Consider the following 1,469-nt stretch of genomic DNA (forward strand, 5'->3'; position numbering starts at 1 on the left):
CCTCCGTATAAATTCATTTTAATATGAATTCAACGAAAGTGTTTTTATTTTACTCCCATATCATGGGGTTAGCGCATTATCTTTTACGTTTTTTCTCAAAAATTAAAACGAAAAAGTCAATGATATGCATAAATAAAGTTGAAATTAATTGCATAACACCCTCTCCCCTTCGTAATAATTACCATAGTTAATATTTCACTTTATTTTTGTTAAAATATTAATAAATAACTAGGATTGGATGATATTAATGAAAAAGTATATTAAAGTTGTCGGCGCTGTAATTGTAAAAGACGGTAAAATCTTATGTGCTCAAAGAAATGAACATACATCGCTACCTCTAATGTGGGAATTCCCAGGTGGAAAAATTGAAAGGAATGAAACATCAGAAGAGGCATTGATACGTGAATTGATGGAAGAAATGCAATGTGAGATCTCTGTTGGTAAGAAAATTGTAACAACTGTGCACGAATATGACTTTGCAACTATAGAATTAACAACATTCTATGCTGAAATGTTAAATGACCAGATTGTATTAGAAGAACACGTTGATATGAAATGGTTAACGCCAAGTGAATTAGATACAATTAAATGGGCGCCTGCTGATGTTGAAGCAGTGAAAAAAATAATGAAGAACGCTTAATAGCGTCCTTCATTATTTACAGTGAATTCATTAAGTAATTTCATTGGAATTTCTTTTTTTAAGTTCCATTCGATAGAAATGGGCTTATTCCCTGACGCACTTACAAATTCTAATTCCCCTACGTAGTAAAATGGCATTACTACTCCTTCTTCTTTCTTTTCTCTTCTAACAAACAAATGAACTTTCTTATTATTTTTTACATGATGTATTAAATTTTGTCCTGTTGGAGAACTCTGACTTGTTTGATTTTGAGATTGCCAATGAAACTTAGAATTATTAATAAAATAATCTTGATAGTTTAACTTATTTTCTTTCGCTTCTTCATCCTTAAATAAATTAACAAATAAATAATAGTTACCTTTATACTGCAGAACTCCTTCACGTAATGAATCAATTGCCTTATTATATCCAATTAAAGCTAGAACATCTGTCCTCTTATACTGCTCATACAAATATAAATCTATTTCTCTATTAATTAATTTAGGCTCAAATTCTTTCTTGTATGTAAAAAATCCATATTGTAGATAATCTTTTAATATCAACCTTACATCATCATCAACTTTAAAATTTTTATCTAGAGTTATTTCGTAATTTGTTAAATGTAAAAAAGGTTGTTTTTTATACTTTAATTTTGTTAACCTTTCGATAGAATATTCTATCTTTTCAATAGATGATTTATCTAATTCAATTGAAAGCATTTCTTTAAATAAATATTTTATATTTTTTGTAGATGATTTATTATTTATAAGTACATTCTAAATTGCAATTACAAGTTAGCCACCCTGACAAATCTAGTTCATATAGAATCCTAGGGATTCACTCAGTATGT

2 protein-coding genes are annotated in these 1,469 nt (G+C 28.3%); one reads left to right on the forward strand and one right to left on the reverse strand.

Annotated elements, in window-relative coordinates; genetic code table 11:
- Positions 1 to 247: 247 nt before the first annotated feature.
- The gene (locus tag ACZ2V4_RS11625; RefSeq protein ID WP_490514941.1) at positions 248 to 640 is read left to right on the forward strand and encodes a (deoxy)nucleoside triphosphate pyrophosphohydrolase; all 393 of its coding nucleotides are present in this window, start codon (positions 248 to 250) and stop codon (positions 638 to 640) included.
- Here ACZ2V4_RS11625 and ACZ2V4_RS11630 read toward each other — a convergent pair.
- On the reverse strand, positions 637 to 1,338 hold the full coding sequence (locus ACZ2V4_RS11630; protein WP_490514942.1) for a DUF3427 domain-containing protein: 702 nt from the start codon (positions 1,336 to 1,338) through the stop codon (positions 637 to 639). The two genes, ACZ2V4_RS11625 and ACZ2V4_RS11630, sit on opposite strands and share 4 nt — an antisense overlap.
- Positions 1,339 to 1,469 lie beyond the last annotated feature (131 nt).

This window comes from Macrococcus sp. CoH-51_TC_04 (genome assembly GCF_058188655.1).

What these genes read in the sequence shown, in the direction of transcription:
- ACZ2V4_RS11625 (WP_490514941.1), top strand. Translation starts at nt 248, where the DNA reads ATGAAAAAGTATATTAAAGTTGTCGGCGCTGTAATTGTAAAAGACGGT.
- ACZ2V4_RS11630 (WP_490514942.1), bottom strand. Translation starts at nt 1,338, where the DNA reads ATGCTTTCAATTGAATTAGATAAATCATCTATTGAAAAGATAGAATAT.